Annotated in this window: 19 protein-coding genes; 1 reads left to right on the top strand and 18 read right to left on the bottom strand. The window is 52.1% G+C overall.

Features of this window, described 5'->3' with window-relative positions; genetic code table 11:
* Positions 1–7: 7 nt before the first annotated feature.
* On the bottom strand, positions 8–2,737 hold the full coding sequence (gene secA / locus CWE07_RS02715; protein ID WP_111570250.1) for a preprotein translocase subunit SecA: 2,730 nt from the start codon (positions 2,735–2,737) through the stop codon (positions 8–10).
* Between the two features lie 80 nt (positions 2,738–2,817).
* On the bottom strand, positions 2,818–3,750 hold the full coding sequence (locus tag CWE07_RS02720) for a M23 family metallopeptidase (protein ID WP_111570249.1): 933 nt from the start codon (positions 3,748–3,750) through the stop codon (positions 2,818–2,820).
* Positions 3,751–3,778: 28 nt separating this feature from the next.
* Between CWE07_RS02720 and CWE07_RS02725 the strand changes: the two genes are divergently transcribed.
* Positions 3,779–4,102: a DciA family protein gene (locus CWE07_RS02725; RefSeq protein WP_111570248.1), complete on the top strand. Its 324-nt coding sequence runs from the start codon at positions 3,779–3,781 to the stop codon at positions 4,100–4,102.
* 102 nt (positions 4,103–4,204) lie between these two features.
* Here CWE07_RS02725 and lpxC read toward each other — a convergent pair whose 3' ends face one another.
* The 16 genes from lpxC to mraZ all read right to left on the bottom strand — a co-directional run bounded on the left by lpxC (position 4,205) and on the right by mraZ (position 22,092).
* On the bottom strand, positions 4,205–5,119 hold the full coding sequence (gene lpxC, locus CWE07_RS02730; protein WP_111570287.1) for a UDP-3-O-acyl-N-acetylglucosamine deacetylase: 915 nt from the start codon (positions 5,117–5,119) through the stop codon (positions 4,205–4,207).
* Between the two features lie 153 nt (positions 5,120–5,272).
* Positions 5,273–6,475, bottom strand: a complete 1,203-nt coding sequence (gene ftsZ, locus CWE07_RS02735) for a cell division protein FtsZ (protein ID WP_111570286.1) — start codon at positions 6,473–6,475, stop codon at positions 5,273–5,275.
* Between the two features lie 91 nt (positions 6,476–6,566).
* Entirely contained in the window at positions 6,567–7,775 is a 1,209-nt protein-coding gene (gene ftsA, locus CWE07_RS02740) for a cell division protein FtsA (RefSeq protein WP_420836533.1), read from the bottom strand.
* 30 nt (positions 7,776–7,805) lie between these two features.
* Entirely contained in the window at positions 7,806–8,543 is a 738-nt protein-coding gene (locus CWE07_RS02745) for a cell division protein FtsQ/DivIB (RefSeq protein WP_241974020.1), read from the bottom strand.
* 5 nt (positions 8,544–8,548) lie between these two features.
* A complete protein-coding gene (locus CWE07_RS02750) occupies positions 8,549–9,499 on the bottom strand; it encodes a D-alanine--D-alanine ligase (RefSeq protein WP_111570246.1) in 951 nt (316 codons plus the stop codon).
* Complete coding sequence (gene murC / locus CWE07_RS02755) at positions 9,489–10,961, bottom strand: UDP-N-acetylmuramate--L-alanine ligase (protein ID WP_111570245.1); 1,473 nt, start codon at positions 10,959–10,961, stop codon at positions 9,489–9,491. The genes CWE07_RS02750 and murC overlap by 11 nt, the downstream gene beginning before the upstream one ends.
* Entirely contained in the window at positions 10,958–12,064 is a 1,107-nt protein-coding gene (murG, locus tag CWE07_RS02760; protein WP_111570244.1) for an undecaprenyldiphospho-muramoylpentapeptide beta-N-acetylglucosaminyltransferase, read from the bottom strand. Before murG ends, murC begins: the two co-directional genes overlap by 4 nt.
* Positions 12,061–13,299, bottom strand: a complete 1,239-nt coding sequence (gene ftsW / locus CWE07_RS02765; RefSeq protein WP_111570243.1) for a cell division protein FtsW — start codon at positions 13,297–13,299, stop codon at positions 12,061–12,063. Before ftsW ends, murG begins: the two co-directional genes overlap by 4 nt.
* Positions 13,286–14,638 carry a UDP-N-acetylmuramoyl-L-alanine--D-glutamate ligase gene (gene murD / locus CWE07_RS02770; protein WP_111570284.1) on the bottom strand — a complete coding sequence of 451 codons (1,353 nt, stop codon included), beginning with the start codon at positions 14,636–14,638 and terminating at the stop codon, positions 13,286–13,288. Before murD ends, ftsW begins: the two co-directional genes overlap by 14 nt.
* A 3-nt stretch (positions 14,639–14,641) precedes the next feature.
* Positions 14,642–15,724, bottom strand: a complete 1,083-nt coding sequence (mraY, locus tag CWE07_RS02775; RefSeq protein WP_111570242.1) for a phospho-N-acetylmuramoyl-pentapeptide-transferase — start codon at positions 15,722–15,724, stop codon at positions 14,642–14,644.
* The gene (locus tag CWE07_RS02780) at positions 15,718–17,145 is read right to left on the bottom strand and encodes a UDP-N-acetylmuramoyl-tripeptide--D-alanyl-D-alanine ligase (RefSeq protein ID WP_111570241.1); all 1,428 of its coding nucleotides are present in this window, start codon (positions 17,143–17,145) and stop codon (positions 15,718–15,720) included. Before CWE07_RS02780 ends, mraY begins: the two co-directional genes overlap by 7 nt.
* Positions 17,142–18,647, bottom strand: coding sequence for a UDP-N-acetylmuramoyl-L-alanyl-D-glutamate--2,6-diaminopimelate ligase (gene murE / locus CWE07_RS02785; RefSeq protein WP_111570240.1), 1,506 nt, complete (start codon positions 18,645–18,647; stop codon positions 17,142–17,144). The genes CWE07_RS02780 and murE overlap by 4 nt, the downstream gene beginning before the upstream one ends.
* Entirely contained in the window at positions 18,640–20,391 is a 1,752-nt protein-coding gene (locus CWE07_RS02790) for a penicillin-binding transpeptidase domain-containing protein (protein WP_111570239.1), read from the bottom strand. Before CWE07_RS02790 ends, murE begins: the two co-directional genes overlap by 8 nt.
* Positions 20,382–20,699, bottom strand: a complete 318-nt coding sequence (ftsL, locus tag CWE07_RS02795; protein ID WP_111570238.1) for a cell division protein FtsL — start codon at positions 20,697–20,699, stop codon at positions 20,382–20,384. The genes CWE07_RS02790 and ftsL overlap by 10 nt, the downstream gene beginning before the upstream one ends.
* Positions 20,696–21,637, bottom strand: coding sequence for a 16S rRNA (cytosine(1402)-N(4))-methyltransferase RsmH (gene rsmH, locus CWE07_RS02800; protein ID WP_111570237.1), 942 nt, complete (start codon positions 21,635–21,637; stop codon positions 20,696–20,698). Before rsmH ends, ftsL begins: the two co-directional genes overlap by 4 nt.
* Entirely contained in the window at positions 21,634–22,092 is a 459-nt protein-coding gene (gene mraZ / locus CWE07_RS02805; protein WP_111570236.1) for a division/cell wall cluster transcriptional repressor MraZ, read from the bottom strand. Before mraZ ends, rsmH begins: the two co-directional genes overlap by 4 nt.
* Positions 22,093–22,284: the final 192 nt, after the last annotated feature.

The raw sequence follows: 22,284 nt of genomic DNA on the forward strand, positions 1-22,284 counted from the left end.
CAATGCCTTAGGTCAACTTACCGCAGCATTGCTTATACTTCTTGCCTGAACCACAAGGACATGGGTCATTACGACCTACCTTATCGCCTGCGCGCGCTGGTGTACCCGTAGGGGCACCAACAGGCAATGGGCGTTGGTTATCGGTGCCGCTGGTGGCTGCGCTTTCGTGCTGATACGAACGTGGGCCACTTTCTGACTTGCGACGCTGAGCTTCTACCGCTTCAACATCTTCTTCAGCGCGCACCTGAACTTTACTTAAAATGCTGATTACATCGACTTTCAAAGTCTCCAGCATTTGCATAAACAAGTCGTAAGATTCACGCTTATATTCTTGTTTCGGGTTCTTCTGCGCATAACCACGTAAGTGGATACCCTGACGCAACTGATCCATTGCCGCCAAGTGCTCTTTCCAATGCTGGTCAAGGCTTTGCAGCATCACCGCTTTTTCAAACTGACGCAGTACTTTCTCGCCAACCCGGGCTTCTTTGGCCTTATACGCGTTTGCGGCTTCTTCAATGATGCGTTCACGCAAGGTTTCTTCGAACAGCTTGTCGTCTTCATCCAGCCATTTTTGGATTGGCAGTTCTAGATCAAAGTCAGCACGTAAGCGGTCTTCAAGGCCGCTGATATTCCACAGCTCGTCTAAAGAACCTGGTGCAATGTATTCGCTGATCACATCTTCGAAAACGTCGTCACGAATGCGGCTGATGGTTTCTTCAATATCACCTTCGTCCAGTAGTTCGTTGCGCTGCTCGTACACCACCTTACGTTGGTCGTTGGCCACATCGTCAAACTCAAGCAACTGCTTACGGATATCAAAGTTGCGTGCTTCGACTTTACGCTGCGCATTCTCAATCGCTTTGGTCACCCACGGGTGCTCAATCGCTTCGCCTTCCTTCATGCCTAAACGCTTCATCATAGCGCCCATGCGGTCAGTGGCAAAAATACGCATTAAACCGTCTTCTAATGATAAGTAGAAACGTGATGAACCTGGGTCACCTTGACGACCGGCACGACCACGTAGCTGGTTATCGATACGACGCGATTCGTGACGCTCAGTACCGATAATGTGTAAGCCACCGGCTGCTTTGACTTCGTCATGGCGCTTTTGCCATGCTTCACGTGCTTTCTTGACCTGCTCTTCGGTGACTTCTTTGTCCATCGCATCAAGTTCAGCCTGCCAGTTACCACCTAGCACGATGTCCGTACCACGACCGGCCATGTTGGTCGCAATGGTGACCGCGCCCGCTTTACCGGCTTGGGCAATAATTTCCGCTTCCTGAGCGTGGAACTTAGCATTCAATACCGCATGCTTAATTTTGGCTTTCTTCAGTAACCGCGACACCAGCTCTGAGCTCTCAATCGAGCTGGTACCCACCAATACCGGGCGCTTTTCTTTGATGCACAGCTTGATGTCATCAATAATCGCTTTGTATTTGTCTTCTGCGTTTAAGAAAATCAAATCTGCGCGGTCGTCACGCACCATATCTTTGTTGGTTGGCACCACCACAGTTTCCAAGCCATAAATAGACTGGAACTCGAACGCTTCGGTGTCAGCCGTACCTGTCATACCCGCTAACTTGTCATACAAGCGGAAGAAGTTCTGGAAGGTAATCGATGCCAATGTCTGGTTTTCGTTTTGAATCTTCACGCCTTCTTTGGCTTCCACCGCTTGGTGTAAACCTTCAGACCAGCGACGGCCTTCCATGGTACGACCGGTATGTTCATCGACAATCACGATTTGACCGTCTTTAACGATGTAATCGACGTCTTTTTGGAACAAGTGATGCGCGCGTAAGGCGGCATTGATATGGTGCAACAAGCTGATGTTTGAAGCTGAGTACAACGACTGACCTTCTTCTAACAGGCCTTCTTGCTGCATAATTTCTTCAATATGCTCTTGGCCGTATTCCGTCAGGTGCAACTGACGCGCTTTTTCGTCAATGGTGAAGTCGCCGGTTTCACCCACTTCTTCGCCATTTTCCATAAGCTGACGCTTGAGGTTTGGCACTATGGTGTTCATGCGCATATACAGCTCTGAGCTGTCTTCCGCGGCACCCGAGATAATCAACGGCGTACGTGCTTCGTCGATTAAGATTGAGTCAACCTCATCGACAATGGCGTAATGTAATGGGCGCTGCACGCGATCTTGCGGGCTAAACGCCATGTTGTCGCGCAGGTAGTCAAAACCAAACTCATTGTTGGTGCCATATAAAATATCGGCTTGATAGGCGCTGCGCTTTTCCTGGGGCGGCATGCCAGCGACATTACACGCCACTGTCATTCCCAGGAATTCAAATAATGGACGGCTCCATTCCGCGTCACGGCGCGCAAGGTAGTCGTTCACGGTAATGATGTGGACGCCACGGTCAGTCAGTGCGTTCAGGTAAGCTGGCAAGGTCGCGGTTAAGGTTTTACCTTCACCGGTACGCATTTCCGCAATTTTATGGTCGTTTAAGATCATGCCGCCGATAAGCTGCACGTCAAAGTGACGCATTTCGAATACGCGCTTACTGGCTTCGCGCACCGTCGCAAATGCTTCAGGAATTAGGTCGTTTAACTTAGCGCCTTGCTCTAAGCGCTGCTTGAACTCTAAGGTTTTGGCACGCAGCGCATCGTCACTTAATTGCTCGTACTCACTTTCCAGGGCGTTGACTTGGTTGGCCACTTTACGCAGCTGGCGAATAATACGGTCGTTGCGGCTGCCAAAAAGGCGCTTAAAAAGACTGCTGATCATGAGTTGTATTCTGTCCTAATCCATCAAAAGTGTTGTCTGACTGCGAGCCTGCAGTCGCATCTTAGGTTAGCAGGTATTTGCTAACGTGCTTCAGCCGTGCGGCGCTGAATAAATGGGCTGGGGTTCACATGGCGCCCATTCTCTAAAACTTCGTAATGCACGTGTGGGCCGGTCGAGCGCCCGGTTGTACCGACTGCGGCGATATGCTGACCCCGGGTCACTACATCACCGACGGCAACGTCAATCCGCTTCATGTGCGCATAACGCGTGCGCAGCCCGCCACCGTGGTCAATTTCAACCAACTTACCGTAACCTGCGCGGCGACCTGCAAACGTTACAATACCAGCACCGGTTGCGATAATCGGGTTACCTTCCGCACTGGCAAAGTCCATGCCGCGGTGCATACGGGGTGTACCGTTGAACGGGTCTTTGCGTACACCAAACGCCGACGACTGCCAACCTGATTCAATTGGGCGCCCGGAAATCTGACGTTCATCATTCATATGGTGGCTAACCATCACAGACTCAAGTAGGCGCAGCTGTTTTTGTTTCTCATTAAGCTGCCCAAGCATGGCGTCTAAATCTTGCAACAACGAATGGTCACTCACAGTCGGCCATTCGTTGGTGGTGATTTCAGGGCCGCCTACGGGTAACGGCTGGGAAAAATCGAACTCGCCTGGTTCAAGTTGCGCGACTTCGGTCAAACGCTGACCAAGTGCTTCAAGGCGCAATATTTGCCCTTGCAGCTCGCCCACTTTCATCGTCATTGCCGATAATTCTTGCTCGGCATGACGACGTACTTGCATCACGGCTTCGCTCTGCATCGCCAATTCCAGCTGTTGCTCGGTAATCCGCTGTTGCGCCAGCTGCTGGTCGACACCGTTGTATGACCAAGGCTGATGATAGCTAACCGCTAAAAACGCACTCAGGCCAACCAGCGACAATAAACGCCGACGGGTGAACTGAAATCCGAATTTAACTTTTCTGCCACGATAAATAATTGATAAACTCATGCTACTACTCTTCACTTGCTGAGAATCTATGATCCGCCGACGTACCAAGGACATTCGCCAGTTATTGCAACAAAGTAAACTCGGCTCGATACAGCAACGTAGTGAGCAGTTTCAGTTGTGGCAACGGTTATGGCAAGCATCGGTTCCTGCGGATTTAGCGCCGTTTTGTCGTTGTACCGCGGTGTCACAGGGGGTCATTAAAGTGGCTGTCGCCAGTGCCGCCTGGATTCCGCGTCTTCGCATGCTTGAGCCCCATCTTATTGATTATTTCAATCAATTTCTAGAACAACCTGTGCATGCATGTGAAATCAAAGTCGACCCCGAGTTAAGTCAAAGCGCTCGACGTCGCTAACCCTCCATGGCGGCCAGTCTGTCTGGCAATTTCCTAATCACTTAAAATACAAAAGCGGCGCCTTGTGGGGCACCGCTTTAATTTTTTAGCTAATTCAACACATTATGCAAGAACGGGCGATAAGTAGCTGATTGGAGACTCAACCCGCTCTTCTTCAAATGTGGTGAATTCCCAAGCTTCTTGGTTCTGCATCAGCGCGACCAATAGTTGGTTGTTCAATGCGTGGCCTGACTTATATGCACGTAAGTGGCCTAAAATGCTGTGCCCGCCCATGTATAAGTCGCCCACGGCGTCCAGAATTTTATGCTTTACGAACTCGTCGTCATAACGCAGACCGTCGCTGTTTAACACGCGGAACTCGTCCAGTACGACTGCATTGTCGAAGCTACCACCCAGAGCTAAGTTGTGCTGACGTAACATTTCGATGTCTTTCATGAAACCGAAGGTACGTGCACGGCTGATGTCTTTAATAAAGTTTTGACTACTAAAGTCCATCGATACCACTTGGTTGGTGTCAGCAATCGCAGGGTGGTCAAAGTCGATAGCAAAGTCGATGCGGAACCCATTATGGGGTAACAGTTCCGCCCACTTGTCACCGTCTTCAACGCGAATTTTCTGCTTCACGCGGACAAACTTCTTCGGCAGCATTTGCTCTTGCACGCCTGCTGACTGCAGCAGGTAGATAAATGGGTGCGAGCTACCGTCCATGATTGGAATCTCATGGCTGTCTACTTCGACGATCAGGTTATCAATGCCCATGCCTGCGATGGCTGCCAGTAAGTGCTCAACGGTAGAAACGCGCACGTTCTCGTCGTTGATCAAGCAGGTACACATCCGCGTGTCACGCACAAGTTCAGGTTCAGCCTTGATTTCTACGGCTGGGTTCAAATCGACACGACGAAACACAATACCGGTATTCGCCGCTGCTGGAAGCAACGCCAAATTGACCTTATTGCCTTTGTGCAAGCCGACACCCGTGGTGCGGATAGCTTGCTGGATAGTCCGTTGTCTAATCATAGGAACCTCACACTTTTCTTGTTGCATGACCTCTGCGTGCAAGACTTTCAAGTCTTGAGCGCACGAGTCAATGCGGCACTGGTCCGCCCTGTCCTGAGCGGTCGGCCAATATAACAAACATTAAAGCATCGGTCAAACCATAACCGTTCGTAATTAGTCCGCTTGACGCCGCAAAAACGCTGGGATATCGAGGAAATCGGTGTCCGCTGACGGCTTACTTTTCGCCGCAGGTTTTTCCGCTACTTCCTGATGTTCCGCTTGCTCTTGCTTATACGCACGTGCCGTTGCTTCTTTGCTCATCGCGTAGCTGCCACCACTGGTGTGGCTGCTATGGTTCGAGGTGCGTGCCCCTGTACCTTCGCTCTTCTGCGTATTGACCAAAGAAATGTCTGGTTTACGCTCAGCGCCGATACCGGTGGCGACCACAGTCACTCGTAACTCGTCCGACATCTCAAGGTCGATAACAGTTCCCACAATCACGGTCGCGTTATCTGATGCAAATGCTTTGACGATGTTACCCACGGTTTCAAATTCTTCAATGCTCATGTCCATACCGGCAGTCACATTGACCAGTACACCGCGTGCGCCAGACAAGTCGATATCTTCCAGCAATGGGCTGTTGATGGCCATTTCAGCGGCTTCCTGAGCACGGTCTTCACCACGCGCCACGCCAGTCCCCATCATCGCGGTACCCATTTCACGCATAACCGCTTGGACGTCAGCAAAGTCGACGTTGATCAAGCCAGGGCGTGTAATCAGCTCAGCGATACCTTGCACTGCGCCAAGTAACACGTTGTTAGCGGCGCTAAATGCGTCCAACAAACTCGTGCCACGGCCAAGTACTTTAAGCAACTTCTCGTTTGGAATCGTAATCAGCGAGTCAACGTGTTCCGCTAATGCAGCAATACCTGCATCGGCTGACGCCATACGCTTTTTACCTTCAAACGGAAACGGCTTGGTCACCACTGCCACGGTCAAAATGCCCAATTCTTTGGCCACTTCTGCAACTACTGGCGCTGCACCTGTGCCTGTACCGCCGCCCATACCCGCCGCAATAAATACCATATCGGCACCTTGCAGCTGACGTGCGAGCTCTTCGCGGTTTTCTTCCGCAGCTAAACGCCCAATTTCAGGGTTCGCGCCTGCACCTAAACCTTTGGTCACATCAACACCCAGTTGAATGGTGACATCGGCTTCATGGCGGCGTAACGCCTGTGCGTCTGTATTGGCGGCAATAAATTGCACACCTTCAATGGATTCACTCACCATGTGTTGAACGGCATTACCACCACCGCCACCAACACCGATGACCTTAATTACTGCATCGGACTCATAATTGTCCATTAGTTCAAACATGCTACTCATCGCTGTTCTCCAATTTCCTGCTTGCTTTTTTGTTACCCCAAAAAACTCTTTTCTTATGCTGCCACGCCCTTAGCCTGACAGATTAAAACTCGCCTTTAAACCAGCTTTGCACGCGCTTCCACCAACGCGTGGTTTCGCTACGCTCACGTTCCTTCAATTGCTCGTTCAGCTTTAATTGCCCAAACCGCAGCAAACCAACGCTGGTGGCGTAGCAAGGGTCACTGACATAGTCGGTTAACCCTTTGACGTTCAACGGCTCGCCTAAGCGCACCGGCATCTGAAAAATTTCTTCGGCAAACTCAAGCGCACCTTCCATCTTGGAAGTGCCGCCCGTGAGTACCACACCCGCCGCGATTTGCTCGTCCAGGCCGCTCTTTTCGATTTCATCGCGCACCAGCTCAAATAGCTCTTGATAGCGCGGCTCCACCACTTCGGCCAAAATGTGGCGCGACATAGTACGCGAAGGACGCCCTCCAACGGAAGGGACTTCGATATTATCTTCTTGGCTGACCAATTGGCGCAGCGCGCAAGCGTACTGCACTTTAATATCTTCTGCGTGGCTTAGTGGCGTACGGAAGATCTTAGCGATATCGTTCGTGACTTGATTACCTGCCACGGGGATCACTGCGGTGTGACGTAGCACGCCGCCAGAGAACAAACTGATATCGATAGTACCGCCACCCATGTCGACCAAAGCACAACCCAATTCTTTCTCATCTTCAGTCAGTACCGCATAACTAGACGCCAAAGCCGAGAAAATCAAGGATTCGACCTTTAATTCGCAGCGTTCGACGGCTTTTTGGATATTTTTTGCCATGTCGTTCGCACAAGTGATGATATGCACCCGTGCTTCCATACGCACACCCGACATGCCGATTGGGCTTTTAATGCTCTCTTGTGAGTCAATCACGTATTCTTGCGGCAACACGTGCAGAATGCGACGTTCTTGAGCAATGGGTACGGACTTCGCTGCGTGAATCACGCTTTCAACGTCGTCTTGAGTCACTTCAGTTTCGTTAATCGGCACCATGCCATTTTCATTCTGGCAGCCAATATGACGACCTGAAATATTGAGGTAGACCGAAGACACGCGGCAGTCCGCCATCAATTCGGCTTCATCGATTGCCCGCTGAATCGATTGCACGACTAAATTGAGGTCATTCACCCCGCCTTTGTCCATGCCTCGTGACGCAGTCACACCGACGCCCACAACACTGAGTTCGCCGTCAGGAAGCATTTCGCCGATGAGCGCCACCACTTTGCTGGTGCCGACATCGAGGCTGACAATCATCTTGTCTTCGTCTGTCTTTACAATCACTGTCTATTCACCTGCTTGTTTGTCTCGCCACCCTACCGCGACGCCTGTGTCATAACGTAAGTCGACATACTCAATTTCGCGCTCGTCGGCATTACGTAACCTACTATGTAAATCAATAAACCTCTGGATGCGCTGTAAGCGCGCCTCACGCCCCAAGCGCAAGGTAATTCCGTTGTCTAGCTGCACATCAACTGAAAACCGCTCCGTCATGCTTAGCTCAGCCACCCCGTAACCATTCAGGGTCAATAACTCTTTCACTCGTTCGTACTGGTGAATCACTTCATCGACATCATTCACCGGGCCGCGTAAATGCGGCAATTGTCCTTCAACTTGCTCTACCCGTCCGTCAAACACCTGGCCTTGCGTATTGAGCAAGGCGCTATCATTCCAGATGGCCATCGGCGTTTGCTCAACCACATAAATGCGCAAGCGTCCTGGCCATTCCTTTCGCACCGCCGCGCTGTATATCCATGGCAAGGCCTCAACCCGAGCTTTCAAGGTCGCCACATCGGCGGCAAAAAAGCTGCCAACCTCCTCGGCAATTAGCGCCTCTCGCACTTCATCCACCGAGGTGTAATGCAAGTCGCCTTGCAATACGATGGCGTCTAATGGCACTTGCTGTTCGTCCATTAAGGTTGCATGGACCCAGCGCCCGGCTATCACAAGTGCGGTAATCAACAGCACCAGCGACAAGAGCCCGAGCCAAAAGTCCCAGCGAATGGCGCGCCAATCTACCGCCATACGCATCACCCCAGAACGCCAGGTGCCTTGTCAGCTACTTGCGCGCCGTCCAGGATACGCACCACTAATTGGCTAAAACTCATGCCCTGCTGCTTGGCCGCCATCGGCACTAAGCTTTTTGTGGTCATTCCCGGCGCCATATTCACTTCTAACAACTGCAGTTCGCCATGTTGATCTTGCTTGATATCAACGCGGCCCCAGCCACGCCCGCCAACTGCGGCAAAGGCTTCTAACGCCAAGGTGCGAAGCTGTTGTTCAAGTTCAGCACTTACCGGCGCAGGGCAAATATATTCCGTGGTATTGTCTTGGTACTTCGCTGCGTAATCGTAAAATGCATGTGGCGTGCGCACTTCAATCGCAGGCAAGGCTTCGCCATCAACCACCGCGACCGTATATTCAGCGCCATGCAACCACTGCTCGACCAAAATTTCACTGTCGTAATGCAGCGCCTCGGTCAACGCATGCTGCAATTCTTCTGCATTATTGGCTTGGGCCATACCCACACTTGACCCTTCCTGGCTTGGCTTCACCATGACTTTGCCACCTAATTGCGCCAGCAATTGGGTTAGGTCGACCTGTTGCCAGGTTGCTGCGTGTAACACCGCACTTGCGGCTGTTGGTAACCCCATGCCACGCCATAAGTACTTAGTGCGTGCTTTGTCCATGGCCAACGCGCAGGCCATCACACCGCTGCCGGTATAGGGCAAACCGAGGGCTTCAAGCAAAGCCTGCATGTGCCCATCTTCACCACCACGGCCATGCAAAGCTATAAATACACGTTCATAACCCAGCGCTCGTAACTGCAACACATCCGTGCTGGCAGGGTCGACCCAATGGGCATCAACACCCGCAGCTTGTAACCCTTCTGTCACTGCCGCACCTGAACGCAATGACACTTCACGTTCTGCCGACGTGCCGCCGGCTAATACCGCAACTTTGCCAAACTTATGCGTCATGCTCGCCCCCTTGCCCCTGTAAAGCTTGAGGCTGCAACTGGGTAGCATGTAATTCACGTGCTAGCGCGCCAACATTGCCCGCACCTTGAGTCAACACGATATCGCCCGGTTGCACCACGTCGGCTAAACGCGAAGCCAGTTCTTCCACGCGCTTGACATAGACCGGCTCTAAACCCGCCTGTTGACGTAACGAGCGACATAATGAACGGCTGTCCGCACCAGCAATCGGCTCTTCACCGGCGCCATATACTTCAAGCAACAGCAAGGCGTCGGTGTCACTGAGCACTTCAACAAAGTCTTCATATAAGTCGCGTGTGCGGCTGTAGCGGTGTGGTTGAAAACACATCACTAAACGACGCTCTGGCCAGCCTGAACGCACTGCGGCAATGGTCGCAGCCACTTCGCTGGGGTGGTGACCGTAATCATCCACCAACATCACATCGCCGCCACCCAGTGGGTAGGTGCCATAATGCTGGAAGCGTCGCCCGATGCCTTCAAAGCTCAGTAGCGCTTGTTTAATGGCCGCATCATCAATACCTTCATCAGTGGCTACCGCTATGGCAGCAAGGGCATTAAGTACATTGTGGCGACCGGGTAAATTCAGGGCCAATGCCAACGGCTGGTGACCTTTACGCTCAACCACAAATTGGCTCTGATTGCCTTGCTGCGCGTACTGCGTGGCACGTACGTCCGCTTGCTGATTAAACCCATAAGAAATAATCTGACGCCCAACGCGCGGTAATAAATCGCAAATGACTGGGTCGTCGGTGCACATCACTGCGACACCGTAAAACGGTAAATTATGCAAAAAGTCGACAAAGGTCTCCTGCACCCGGCTAAAGTCACCGCCGTAGGTGTCCATATGGTCGGCTTCAATATTCGTCACTACCGATACCATTGGCTGTAAATGCAAAAATGACGCATCACTTTCGTCCGCTTCGGCAACTAAATACTTGCTACTGCCAAGGCGCGCATTACTGCCTGCACTATTTAACAAACCACCGATCACAAACGTCGGGTCACGCTCAGCGGCTGCGAAAATACTCGCGATCAGGCTGGTGGTGGTAGTTTTACCATGGGTGCCCGCCACCGCGATGCCATGACGAAAACGCATCAACTCTGCCAACATTTCAGCTCGGCGCACCACTGGAATTAACTGCGATTTCGCTTCTGCTAATTCAGGGTTAGAGGCTTTAATCGCCGATGAGACTACCACCACATTAGCGGCATGCACGTGCTCAGCAGCGTGGCCAATCTTGATGCAAGCGCCGAGGCTACGCAAACGTGAGGTATTGGCATTGTCAGCAATATCTGAGCCTGAAATATCATAGCCTTGGTTGAGCAATACTTCGGCAATACCTGCCATGCCCGCGCCCCCAATACCAACAAAGTGGATGCGCTTGACTCGGCGCATACCAGGCACTCGGCTATTTGCGTTCGTTTTGGTTGTAACTAGGCTCATACAGCGGCCTTCTTATTCATTAATTGATAACAATGGGCAACAATCTTTGCCGTTGCCTCGGGTTGCGACACACTGCGCGCCTTAGCGCCCATGTCGCGAATTTTATCTGGCACCGCATACAGCTCTTCCAGCGTGGTCAGCAAATGTTCAGCCGTTAACTTCGGCTGTGGGATCAACACCCCAGCATGGGCCATCACCAGCACCTCTGCGTTGCGGGTCTGGTGGTCGTCAACCGCGTGCGGATAGGGCACCAAGATGCTGGCAATCCCCGCAGCCGCAACTTCAGCGACTGTCAGAGCCCCCGCGCGACAGATGATTAAGTCATGATGTGCATAGGCTTTGGCCATATCATCAATAAACTCATGCACGCTGACACGCACCGAACTTGGGCACTGTGCGTAACGTGCCAGAGTCTCTTGGGCACGGCCTTTACCCACTTGATGGGTGACCTTGATGTCGCTGTGGGGCCATTTCGCCAGCGCAGCTGGCACTTGCTCGTTCAATACTTGCGCGCCCAAGCTGCCACCTACCACCAACACACGCATCGGTTGCTCGCCACGCTTGGCGTCTTGGTTGGCACTAAACACTTGTTCACGCACTGGGTTACCCACCCACTGCGCCCCGCTTAGGACGTCTTTGGCCGCAGCAAAGCCCAATAAAGTGCGTTGTGCGATTTTTGCCAATAACTTATTGGTCAAGCCTGGCGCCGCATTCTGTTCATGAATAAGTAACGGCACCCCACTTAAGCGTGCGGCGACCCCACCTGGGCCCGCGGTATAACCGCCGAACCCCAATACTAAGTCGGCCTGTTGCTGGCGAATTAAGCGTCGAGCTTTGAACACAGCAGCCAGTAAACTAAACGGCGCTTTCACATACCCAAGCAGCCCGTTACCACGCAAACCTTGCTGCGCCATGCAATGAAACTCGAATCCTGCTGCCGGCACCAAACGCGCTTCAATCCGCTCAGCCGTGCCAACCCAGCTCACGTGGTGCCCGGCTGCACGCAGCGTTTCTGCCACCGCGAGGGCTGGAAATACGTGCCCACCGGTGCCGCCCGCAAAAATCACGATGCGCTTAGTGCTTAATCCATTGACGTCGCTCATTGCGCACCTCCACGGACCCGGCTGACCGGCTTCTGCCCGGGGTCACGATAATTCACCCGCAACTCGTAATCGATGCGCAGCAAAATAGCGAGTGCAATGGTCATGGCTAACAAGCTACTACCGCCGTAACTAATAAAAGGAATGGTTAAGCCTTTGGTAGGAATAAGCCCTGCGGCTGCACCGACGTTGACCATGGTCTGAAAGCCAAACCAAATACCAATGCCGTGGGCTAAGTAACCAGAGAATGGCCGCTTTTGACGCAATGCACGCTGACCCAAAAATAGCGCCTTTACCACTAAAGCGAACAATAATAATACCGTAACCACGACGCCGATAAAACCAAGTTCCTCGGCCATAATCGAAATAATAAAGTCGGTATGTGCTTCAGGCAGATACTGTAGCTTTTGCACACTGTTGCCCAGCCCTTGTCCGAACCAGTCGCCGCGGCCAAATGCCATCAGCGATTGGGTCAGCTGATAACCACTGCCAAAGGGGTCATCCCAGGGGCTCCAGAATGAGGTCACCCGGCGCATCCGGTAAGGCTCAATAATAATCAGCAGCAATAATGCGATAAGCAGCGTCAGCGCCACCGCGAAGAACTGCATAATTCGCGCGCCCGCTAAGAACAACATACCCATGCTAGTCATCGCAACTACCACCACAGTACCGAGGTCCGGCTGCAGGAGCAGCAGCATACTGATAAAGCCGAGCAGAATAAGAGCCTTAAAGAAGCCCTTTAAGTTCTTTCGCACTTCGTCATGACGCCGGTGCAAATAACTGGCAAGGAACACGAAAAAGAATAGTTTCGCAAATTCTGCGACCTGCAACGTCATCGGGCCAATCCGAATCCATCGTGTCGCCGCGTTCACGGTGTGGCCGACAAATAACACCGCAATTAACATCACGATAGCGGCTAAGCACAACCAACCGTTCATTTGCTCCCAGCGCGACATCGGCTGGGTCAGAACCACGCCAGCCACCACCAGGCTAAACGCCATATACATGCCGTGGCGCAGCATAAAGTAGAATGGATTCCCGGTTAACCGCTCACCAACCGGCATCGATGCTGACGTCACCATAACCAAGCCTAACGCCGCCAACGCCAGCATAATTAATAACAGCTGACGGTCATATAACAGGTTGCTTTGTTGACTCGCATACCAGCCTTTTATGCGTTGCCAGGTACCCGCTGCGACCGGCATTTGGAGTTCAAGTTGCTGTTCACGTGACGCCATGGACAGCCTCCACAGCGGCAATAAATACGTCACCGCGCTGTTGGTAATCATTGAACATATCGAGGCTAGCGCAGGCTGGTGACAACAGCACCAAACTACCTTTGCTGGCCAGGCTGGCCGCTTTTTTCACGGCTTGAGACATGCTGCTCACTTGGTGACTGCCAGCTTTTAACGCCGCAATCGCAGGGCCGTCTTTACCTAACGTAATCAGCTCATCTACCTGCGCTAATACCGGCTTGAGTTCGTTTAAATCCGCACCTTTGGCGTCGCCGCCCGCAATCAAAATCAACTTACCTGTCACATCAGCTCGCAACCCTTCGACAGCCGCCGCTGCTGCGCCAATATTGGTGGCTTTAGAATCGTTAATCCAACGCACATGCTTAGCGTCTTTAACTAGCTGGCAACGGTGTTTCAGCGCTTGGAAGCTTGTGGCGGCTTGGGCTGCACGTTCAAGATCAACGCCCAAGGCAGCCACTAAGGCTAAACTCGCCATCACGTTGGCTTTATTGTACTCACCGGGCAAGCTTAAGCGTTGGGTCGCCACCAAAGGCTGACCGTTGAAGCAAATAAATTCGTCGCCGCCTTGTAGTTCTAATGCGAAATTTTGATCATCGTCCTGCAACCCGAAACTAACCGTATGTTGCAATGCCCGCACACGGCTTGGCAGCGTACGCTTGTCATCGCGGTTAAACACTAATACTTCAGCGCGACGATAAATTCGGTTTTTGGTCAGTGCATACGCATCTAAACTCGGGTAGCGGTCCATATGGTCAGCACTGATATTCAGCACCGTGGCCGCAGCTAAGTTCAAGCTATGGGTTTGCTCTAGTTGGAAGCTGGAAAGCTCGAGCACCATGCAATCATGCTCGGCGCTAAATAAGTCCAGTGCTGGGGTGCCTATATTGCCGCCCAACCCAACGTCACGACCACATTCGCGTAGCATATGAGTGACTAACGACACCACCGTCGACTTCCCGTTTGACCCGGTGACACCAATCACTGGCACCCGCACTAAGCGTGCAAATAATTCGATATCAGAAATGAACTCAACCCCAGCGTCACGCGCCATTAGCAGCGCGGGGTCTTTAAATGCTAAGCCTGGGCTCATAATGACTAAATCAAGGCTTAACAAAGCTTCAAGATCTAGCGCGCCGAGGTATTGCTCGCACGCAGCCAGTGCTGGTTCGGCTTGCAGTTTTTGTACACTCTCAGCGCGTGTGTCCATCAGCACTGGCGACAACCCATGACCCAGCAAAAAGCGCGCAGCCGATAGCCCGGTCAAACCTAGACCCAGCACGCCAATACGCTCATATGCTTGCAATGTGGTTGTAACCTGCATCATTTACCTTAATTTCAATGTGGCTAGGCCAATCAGCACCAGCACCAAAGACAAAATCCAGAAACGCACGATCACGCGGGGTTCCGGCCAACCTTTCAGCTCATAATGGTGATGAATCGGCGCCATTCTAAACACACGCTTACCGCGCATTTTGTAAGAACCCACCTGCAGCATGACGGATAAGGTTTCCATCACGAATACGCCGCCCATAATCAGTAACACTAATTCTTGGCGCACTAAAATCGCGATAATGCCTAACGCTGCGCCAAGCGCCAACGACCCGACATCGCCCATAAATACTTGGGCTGGGTAGGTGTTAAACCAAAGAAACCCAAGCCCGGCACCACAGATAGCCGCGCACACGACGGTGAGCTCCGCAGCCTGAGGAATATAAGGAATTTGAAGATATGCAGAGAAATTGACGTTACCCGTGACGTAGGCAAATACACCTAATGCGCCAGCCACCATCACCGTTGGCATAATCGCTAACCCATCCAGGCCGTCGGTTAAATTAACCGCGTTACTGGTGCCCACAATTACAAAGTACGCCAGCAGAATGTAGAGCGCGCCGAGTTGCGGCATCACGTCTTTGACAAAAGGAATCAGTAACGCAGTTTCAGCGTCCTGGCCTGCGGTGTAGAACAAATACACAGCGACCGTACCCGCGATGACCGACTGCCAGAAGTATTTCCAGCGCGCGATTAAGCCAGCAGGGTCTTTGCGCACGACTTTGCGATAATCGTCAATGAAGCCAACAATACCGAAGCCGCCAATCACCACTAACGTTACCCAGACATAGCGGTTACTTAAATCTGCCCACAGCAATACCGATATGAAGATCGCCATTAAAATCAGTAAGCCACCCATTGTTGGCGTGCCTGATTTACTTAAATGACTTTGGGGCCCGTCGTCACGTACGGTTTGCCCGACCTGTAAACGTTGCAGGCCAACGATAACTTTCGGGCCGAGCCACAGCGACAGCATTAATGCAGTTAAAATACCTAAAATGACGCGCATAGTCAGGTATTGCACCACATTGAAGCCGGTGTAATAGAGTTGTAGGTAATCAGCTAGCCAAACTAACATGCGGTGCTCCCCTGATTGGTCTGTGAAGCCCGCGTAATCAGTGCTTCTACGACTCGTTCCATACGGGCGCTACGCGAGCCCTTAACTAAAATGGTGAGTTCTTGTTGTTGTGTCATTGTCTCTACTAGCGCTGCAACCAGCGCGTCTTGATGGTCAAAATGTTGACCGCCATGGCCATTAAAGGTTTCGCTCGCACTTTGGCTGAGCACGCCAAGGGTAAATAAATTATCGATACCAGCCTGAATACCGTGGGCGCCGACTTCTTCATGATATTCCCGCGCATGCGCGCCCAGTTCACCCATATCACCCAGTACCATTACTCGGTAGCCGTTGAAGCTCGCCAACGCATCAATCGCCGCTTTGGCTGACGCGACATTGGCATTGTAGGTGTCGTCAATAATTCTCAGGTTGGGTCGCACTGTGTGTACATTCATGCGCCCCGGCACTGGCTGAATACTGGCAATACCGCTGGCAATCGACTCTATGTTGACCCCAAGCTCGCTACAAAGTGCCGCCGCCGCAACGGCATTTGCGACATTGTGCTCACCAGGGATTGGCACTTTAACCGGTTGACGCTTATCGCCTAAACATAAGGTAAAGGCTGCACAGCCCTGGGCGTCGAGTTGAATATCCTGCGCCCAAATATCCGCTTGTACTTGTTTCGGCAACTCAGGGTTGGCGACCGCAAACACTTTATGTTGGCGTTGGGCATATTCTTGTAGCCAAAATGAATGAAAGCGCGAATTGCCATTGGTCCAAATTACGCCATTGGCAGGTAAGCCTTTGGCAATTTCTGATTTGGCATGGGCAACGCCCCAGATATCGCCAAAACCTTCAACATGGGCAGGCGACACATTGTTGATTAACGCTACGTCAGGCTTGGTCAGCCCTGTGGTATAAGCAATTTCGCCGCGATGGTTAGCGCCCAATTCTATCACCGCGTAATCATGTTCAGGGGTGAGGTTGAGCAAGGTCAGCGGTACGCCAATATCGTTGTTAAAGTTACCTTGGGTGGCGAGTACTTTTCCGTGCTGGCGTAAAATAGCCGCGCACATTTCTTTGACGGTGGTTTTACCGCTACTGCCGGTCATTGCAATGGTTTTGACTTCGCAACGCTGCTTCACGGCTGCTGCTAGCTGACCTAACGCGTAACGGGTGTCTTTGACCACAATCACTGGCGCATCGAGTTTAAGTGCATGCATGCTTATCACCGCAACGGCGCCATCTTGAATGGCTTGTGCGGCGTAATCATGGCCGTCAAAGCGCGGGCCTTGAATCGCTATAAACAAATCGCCAGCTTGCACGTCACGCGAGTCGATAGTGACTCGGTTAATCACCGCATCGCTTGTAGTTTCCGATCCGTTTAGTTGTAATTCCCCTGTGACCGCTTCTGCGACCCAGGCTAAGTCGACGGCTATCATGCGCTAGCCCCCTCGGGTGTATTCCCTTGCGCCGTTGCCATATAGTCTGCGACCACTTGCCGCTCGTTATAGGCATGGCTGGTAGTACCAATAATTTGATAGTCTTCATGGCCTTTACCGGCCATTACCACCACATCGTCTGGCCCAGCTTGGGCGAGGCTCGACAACACCGCGTCACGCCGCCCTGGGTGTTGAATCACTCGCGCTCCGCCCTGCATACCGCTAACGATATCTGCGATAATTGTCAGTGGCTCTTCCGTGCGTGGGTTGTCGTCTGTGACGACTGCTACATCGGCAAATTGACTGGCAATAGCCCCCATTTGTGGGCGCTTACCGCGGTCGCGGTCCCCACCGCAACCAAACACACACCAGAGTTGGCCACGGCAATGCCGCCGCGCAGCTTTTAGCACTTGCTCCAGCGCATCTGGGGTGTGGGCGTAATCAACAATCGCTAACGGTTGACCGTCAGCACTAAAGGCGTCCATTCGACCTGCAACCGGCTGTAAACTTGCCAGTTGTGGAATAATCTGGTTGAGCGCGACACCGTCAGCAAGTAGCACCGTCACGGCTGCCAATACATTACTGACGTTAAACTCGCCAATTAACGGGGTTTGCGCTTTGAGCTGCTGACCTTGCCAATGCAAGGTGAAGCTAGCCCCTTGCGGGTGAAAAGCTAGATCCGTCGCGACCAGTCGCTTTGCACCTTCGCTGTGGGCATCGGCTGCAGTCGCACGGATACTGAAGCCGAACGCGGCCTCAGGATGGCGTTGTTGCCAGGCACGAATATAAGCGTCGTCTTCGTTATACACCCGTGCTTTGGTCGGGTAATGACTGAATAAATCTTCTTTGGCCGCAGCGTAAGATTCCATCGAACCATGGTAATCCAGATGATCACGACTGACATTGGTCGCGGCCACTGCACTAAACTCAAGGGCTTGCACACGCCCTTGTACGAGTGCATGGGACGATACTTCCATTGCCACCACTTGCGCGCCTTCACTGCGCAAACCAGCTAAACGCGCCTGCACGGTAATCGGGTCTGGGGTTGTGTTCTTTTCAGCTAACAAGGCGTCCGTAAACCCACTTCCTAAAGTTCCAACTACAGCGGCTGGCTGCCCAAGTCGGTGGAACAGCTGCGCCACTAAATGAGTAACGGTTGTTTTACCATTGGTACCAGTCACCCCGACCACTTTCATGTGTCGGCTTGGGTGCCCGTAAAACCGCCCCGCTATCAGCGATAATTGCTCGGCTAAATGCGGCACACAGAGTATAGGAACCGACCCACTTTGGTCGATGGAAAAACTGTTAGCTTGTTGTAAAACTACGCTGGCACCAGCTTTAATCGCCGCCTGAATAAAATTGCGGCCGTCGACCTGATGCCCAGGCACAGCTACAAAACAGTCGCCGTGAGTAACCTGGCGACTGTCGAGTTTAAGACCGCTGATGATGACCTCAGGCAATGCCTCAGGTGCGTCGGGTAATAACTCAATTAAACTAGTCATTGCGTGGCCCCCCAAAACCTGCGGCGCGAATGTTGTTGGGCGAAATATCATCTGGGGCAATATTAAGAATTCGCATACTGCCTTCAGCAACGGTCGAGAACAATGGCGCAGCGACGCTACCACCGTGGTAAGCATCACCTTCAGGTTCGTTGATCATCACTGCGATCGCGATGCGTGGGTCAGACGCGGGCAACACGCCCGCAAACAGACCGACATACTCATCACCATAACCGCCTGGCACCGCTTTACGCGTGGTGCCGGTTTTACCTGCAACCCGATAGCCGCGCACACGAGCCTGACGTCCGGTTCCATCTGTGCTCACCACGGATTCCATCATACCCAGCACTTCACGGGTCACGTCTTCAGGAAACACGCGGCGACCTTCATGGGGGGTATCCATAGCCAGCACACTCAGCGGACGCTGTACGCCGCCATTACCCAAAATCGCATACATCTGCGCCAGCTGCAGGGTGGTCACACCCAAGCCGTAGCCATAAGAAAAGGCTGCGATTTCAAAGTCAGACCAACGGTTACGGTGACTCATTTGGCCCATACTCTCGCCAATGAGGTTAATCCCAGTGTCGTTGCCAAACCCAGCGCCACCATACACACCCAGCAAATCTTCAAGGTCTAACTGCAAGGCTAAGCGTGTCACCGCGACGTTACTTGACTGTGCTAGCGCTTCGCGCGCACTAATTTCGCCTAAATTGCGTAAATCAGACACACGACGGCCGCCAATTCGCATCCAACCAGGGCTGGTGTTCATCATGCTGTCAGGCTCAATCAAGCCTTGATTCAAAGCTTCCAGGAATACCAATGGCTTGACCGTTGAACCCGGTTCGAAGGTATCGGTAATTGCTCGGTTACGCATTTGATGCGGCTGCATGGCTTGGCGGTTGTTCGGGTTATAAGACGGGCTATTCGCCATCGCTAAGACTTCACCGGTATGCACGTCAAGCACCACCAGTGAGCCAGAGGTAGCACCATGGAAGCTGACCACTTTCTTCAACTCACGATACGCTAATGCTTGAATGCGCTGGTCAATGCTCAAGCGCACATTTTGCGGTAATTCCGCATGGCGCACTTCTAATTCCTCAATGATACGACCTTGACCGTCTTTGCGATAGCGACGCTGACCCGGTGTGCCGGTTAAAAGACCGTCGTAGACTGCCTCAATACCGTCGATGCCCTGGCCGTCAATATTGGTAACACCGATTAAGTGGGCGTTGATTTCACCCGTTGGGTAAAAACGGCGTGATTCATTTTTTAAATACACCCCGGGAATATTCAGTTGGCGCACATAGTCCGCCACCGCAGGGGTTACCATGCGCTTCAAATAGACAAAACGCCGGCTCGGATTTTCGACCCGACCGACTAAAGTATCTACTGGAGTTTGAAATACTTCTGCAAGGGCTTGCCAGCGGCGCATGTCAGCTAAACCATTGCCTTCATGCAGGCGCAGCGGATCCGCCCATACCGTTTGCACTGGTACGCTAATCGCCAATTCATGACCGTTGCGGTCGGTAATATTACCGCGCTGAACTTCGTCATGGGCCACACGCACAGAGCGCAAATCGCCTTCGTGACGCAAGCGGTCAGGCTCCAAAACTTGAATCCAGGCAGCACGACCAATCAGTGCGCAAAATACCAAGCCAATCACACCCAGCATGGTGTAAAAACGCCATTGAATGGGTTCTGGTCGAAGTATCCGCTGATTGCGGCCGCGAGGTCGTTTTATCGCCATGGCACCAGTACCTCCTGCTTGTCATCAGGACGCTGCATGCTCAAGTTACGTTGGGCAAGTTGTTCAATGCGATTATGTTCAGCTAGCGCAGTTTGCTCAATGACTAAGTGCCGCCATTCCACGTCTAAGGCGTCGCGTTGTTGCAACAACACTTCACGTTCAGCCATTAACTCACGGTTAAGGTGGCTCAAGTACACCACACTCATTGCCGTGATCAATAACAATACAGACAGCAGCATTAAGCCTTTGAGACGCATGATGTCGTCGCCAATGACTTTGAGTAAGCTGATGTGCTGTAATCGGCTCATGTTAAGCGCTCCGCAATACGAAGAACGGAGCTGCGCGCTCGCGGGTTGGCTTGTACCTCGTCCGCACTAGGTTTTATCGCACGGCTCAGTGGTTTCAAGGTACAGTCTTTTAGTCGTTCAGATTCCATCACCGGTAAACCAGCTGGAAGCTGCGCGCCTTCGCTTTGTTGTTTTATGAAGCGCTTGACTAAACGGTCTTCCAGGCTGTGGAAGCTGATCACCGCTAAACGGCCACCTGGCGCTAATACGCTGATAGCCGCATGCAATGCGGTTTCTGCTTCTTCTAATTCCTGGTTGACGTGGATGCGGATAGCCTGAAAAACTCGGGTTGCCGGATGTTTATGCTTTTCTTTCACCGGACTCACCCGAGCTATCAACCCCGCGAGCTGCGCAGTGCTCACAAAAGGAGTCTGCTTACGGTCGTGCTCAATGGCACGCGCAATACGACGAGCGTAACGTTCTTCGCCGTAGTGTTTAAATACGTAGACCATGTCGTCAATCGATGCGCTATTTACCCAGTCTGCCGCAGATGGCCCGACTTCAGGGTTCATTCGCATATCTAAGGGGCCGTCGCGCATAAAGCTAAAGCCACGCTCAGCGTCGTCAAGTTGTGGGGACGAAACGCCAAGATCAAACAGAATACCGTCAACCTGACCGCTGATATGCTCGCGTTGCGCGGCAGCAGCCAAAGTGGAGAAAGGGGCGTGAATGAAGTGAAACTGAGGAGAGTCTGCTAATGCTTTAGCAGCTTGTGCCGCACGTGGGTCACGGTCAAATGCATACAAACGCCCTTGCTCACCTAAACGCGCTAAAATTGCACGGCTGTGACCGCCACGACCAAAGGTCATGTCGATATAGGTTCCATCGGCACGGATATTGAGCGCGTCCACTGACTCGTTTAACAATACCGGCACATGTTCAGGGGTCGTTGTCATTATAATGAGAAGTCTTTAAGTCGTTCAGTCAATTCAAAGCCACCTTGTTGTTCAAGCTGAATATCTTGCTGAATTTGCGCATTCCACGCATCTTCAGACCATATTTCAAACTTGTTCAACTGCCCGACAAGCATCACTTTTTTATCTAGTCCGGCATGGCAACGTAATGTTGGCGCAATCAGTAAGCGCCCGTTCTTATCCATCTCGCAGTCGTTTGCATGGCCTAGCAACATGCGCTGCAAACGACGCTCTGCAGGGTTAAAGCTGGATAACCCGGCGAGACGCTTTTCTACTACCTTCCATTCGGGCACCGCATACAACAGCAAACAAGGTTGCAGGGTGTCGATCGTGCAGACCATTTTGCCCTCGGCTTGAGACAATAGCTGGCTACGATACTTACTTGGTATCGCTAAGCGGCCTTTGTCATCAATGCTAAGCGCAGTCGCACCTCGAAACATGATCGTCTCCGGGATCGCATTACGATCCACTTTTCTCCACTATTCCCCACAATAATACAGTCTAGGCCTCCAGTTAGGAAGCTGTCAAGCAAAAACAAGTACCTGCTAATACCCTGCTTTACCTTATTTTTACTGGTCCGAAGCAAGTTTTTGAATATCGGTGGTAAATTGTGGAGGGAAAGAATTTAAGCC

It is taken from the genome of Aliidiomarina maris (assembly GCF_003987335.1).
GTDB classification, from domain to species: domain Bacteria; phylum Pseudomonadota; class Gammaproteobacteria; order Enterobacterales; family Alteromonadaceae; genus Aliidiomarina; species Aliidiomarina maris.

Coding starts and splice junctions, on each gene's coding strand:
- secA (WP_111570250.1), bottom strand. CDS start 2,737: ATGATCAGCAGTCTTTTTAAGCGCCTTTTTGGCAGCCGCAACGACCGT.
- CWE07_RS02720 (WP_111570249.1), bottom strand. CDS start 3,750: ATGAGTTTATCAATTATTTATCGTGGCAGAAAAGTTAAATTCGGATTT.
- CWE07_RS02725 (WP_111570248.1), top strand. CDS start 3,779: ATGATCCGCCGACGTACCAAGGACATTCGCCAGTTATTGCAACAAAGT.
- lpxC (WP_111570287.1), bottom strand. CDS start 5,119: ATGATTAGACAACGGACTATCCAGCAAGCTATCCGCACCACGGGTGTC.
- ftsZ (WP_111570286.1), bottom strand. CDS start 6,475: ATGTTTGAACTAATGGACAATTATGAGTCCGATGCAGTAATTAAGGTC.
- ftsA (WP_420836533.1), bottom strand. CDS start 7,775: ATGATTGTCAGCCTCGATGTCGGCACCAGCAAAGTGGTGGCGCTCATC.
- CWE07_RS02745 (WP_241974020.1), bottom strand. CDS start 8,543: ATGGCGGTAGATTGGCGCGCCATTCGCTGGGACTTTTGGCTCGGGCTC.
- CWE07_RS02750 (WP_111570246.1), bottom strand. CDS start 9,499: ATGACGCATAAGTTTGGCAAAGTTGCGGTATTAGCCGGCGGCACGTCG.
- murC (WP_111570245.1), bottom strand. CDS start 10,961: ATGAGCCTAGTTACAACCAAAACGAACGCAAATAGCCGAGTGCCTGGT.
- murG (WP_111570244.1), bottom strand. CDS start 12,064: ATGAGCGACGTCAATGGATTAAGCACTAAGCGCATCGTGATTTTTGCG.
- ftsW (WP_111570243.1), bottom strand. CDS start 13,299: ATGGCGTCACGTGAACAGCAACTTGAACTCCAAATGCCGGTCGCAGCG.
- murD (WP_111570284.1), bottom strand. CDS start 14,638: ATGCAGGTTACAACCACATTGCAAGCATATGAGCGTATTGGCGTGCTG.
- mraY (WP_111570242.1), bottom strand. CDS start 15,724: ATGTTAGTTTGGCTAGCTGATTACCTACAACTCTATTACACCGGCTTC.
- CWE07_RS02780 (WP_111570241.1), bottom strand. CDS start 17,145: ATGATAGCCGTCGACTTAGCCTGGGTCGCAGAAGCGGTCACAGGGGAA.
- murE (WP_111570240.1), bottom strand. CDS start 18,647: ATGACTAGTTTAATTGAGTTATTACCCGACGCACCTGAGGCATTGCCT.
- CWE07_RS02790 (WP_111570239.1), bottom strand. CDS start 20,391: ATGGCGATAAAACGACCTCGCGGCCGCAATCAGCGGATACTTCGACCA.
- ftsL (WP_111570238.1), bottom strand. CDS start 20,699: ATGAGCCGATTACAGCACATCAGCTTACTCAAAGTCATTGGCGACGAC.
- mraZ (WP_111570236.1), bottom strand. CDS start 22,092: ATGTTTCGAGGTGCGACTGCGCTTAGCATTGATGACAAAGGCCGCTTA.